Source organism: Adlercreutzia murintestinalis (assembly GCF_943192905.1).
GTDB classification, from domain to species: domain Bacteria; phylum Actinomycetota; class Coriobacteriia; order Coriobacteriales; family Eggerthellaceae; genus Adlercreutzia_A; species Adlercreutzia_A murintestinalis.
In genome coordinates this window covers 1-1,453 of record NZ_CALPCC010000048.1, presented here as the reverse complement: position 1 = coordinate 1,453, position 1,453 = coordinate 1, and the positions used below count along the sequence as shown (strand labels likewise).

Annotated in this window: 1 protein-coding gene; it reads left to right on the top strand. The window is 44.5% G+C overall.

Annotation, left to right across the window (positions count from 1 at the left end; translation table 11 throughout):
- Positions 1-97 precede the first annotated feature (97 nt).
- Positions 98-1,369: an ATP-binding protein gene (locus tag NFR19_RS08835; RefSeq protein ID WP_251213423.1), complete on the top strand. Its 1,272-nt coding sequence runs from the start codon at positions 98-100 to the stop codon at positions 1,367-1,369.
- The last annotated feature ends 84 nt before the right edge of the window (positions 1,370-1,453 follow it).

The window sequence follows — 1,453 nt, the reverse complement described above, 5'->3', positions numbered from 1 at the left end:
GGATAAAGTGCATTGATTAGGGTATGATGAATCAATACAGAAAATTCCGAAAAGTTTAAACATAATAAAGTTTTCGGAATTTATAAGGAGGCTATGGATGCTTGTTGAGCGACACGCCTATACAGAACGCATAATGCTTTTCCATGATACAGACTTGGTGAAAGTTGTAACGGGTATTAGGCGATGCGGAAAATCTTCTCTCTTGCAACTTGTGCAGAATGTGCTGTTGTCCGAAGGAAAACGTCCCGATCAGATCGCTGCGGTAAATCTTGAGTCGCGTAAAGTGCAGATATCTGACGACAGAGAGCTCTACAGCTATTTCAAAAACAGGGCGAATAAGCTAAATGACCGTCTATATGTCTTTATAGATGAGATACAGCGCATCAAGGGATGGCACGATGTTGTAAATGCTCTACGTGTTGATCTTGATTGCGATATTTATGTAACAGGGTCTAATGCCTTTTTGCTATCAAGCGATATAGCAACGTATCTTTCGGGTCGCTATGTTGAGGTGAATGTACTCCCGCTTGCGTTTTGCGAGTATTTGGATTTCTGCGGCATCACCTTCGATGATGGGTCGGATGTAGCGATCGACTCTGACGGTCGATTGGTTACGTTTGATAGCATATTCGAAAGATTCATGCACTTTGGTGGCATGCCAGCGTTGGCATCTCTTACGACCACTCAAGAGCAGCAATTCCAATATATGAAAAGTCTCTATGACACGATCATGGTAAGGGATGTTCTGGACCGTGAGCGTCATGCAAGCGAGCGACGCATCTCAGACCCTGATCTTCTGCGACGCATAGCTGATTACCTTGCAGATAACATCGGCAATCTGCTTTCCATGAATAGAATTGCCCACGCGCTCGTCGCGAACGGCGAAAAGGTTTCGGATAAAACTGTAGCCGCATATGTTAAAACCTTACAAGATGCGTATCTGTTCTATGAATGCAGGAGATTCGATTTGCGTGGGAAAGGATTATTGAAGGTCAATCCGAAAACGTACTTATCGGATATAGGTTTGCGTCGTTGGCTTCTTAATGGAAGATCGTACGATACGGGCAGAATATTTGAGAATCTCGTGTATTTGCAACTCCTATACGAAGGATATGCGGTTGAGGTAGGCAAACTTTACGAAAAGGAGATTGATTTTGTTGCCACGCACGAGGACGAACGTGTCTATATCCAGGTCGCAGACAACATATATGACGAGAGTACGCTCAAGCGAGAGCTTGCTCCACTTGAGTCTATTCGTGATTCATATCCGAAGAGATTAATCGTCAGAACAGGCACCGCATCTCAAGGGATCAACGGCATCAGAGTAGTTTCTGCCCGAGATTTCTTCGTCGACCGTCAACTTGTATAAGTTAGCAACTTAGAGTCAGCGGATGCCGTTTCCTAAGACCACCACTTTGCCAATCAATGCACTTTATCCGCTGCGGATCATCGG

Bases quoted from the DNA above. Each gene is read 5' to 3' on its own strand.
- NFR19_RS08835 (WP_251213423.1), top strand. From the start codon at position 98: ATGCTTGTTGAGCGACACGCCTATACAGAACGCATAATGCTTTTCCAT.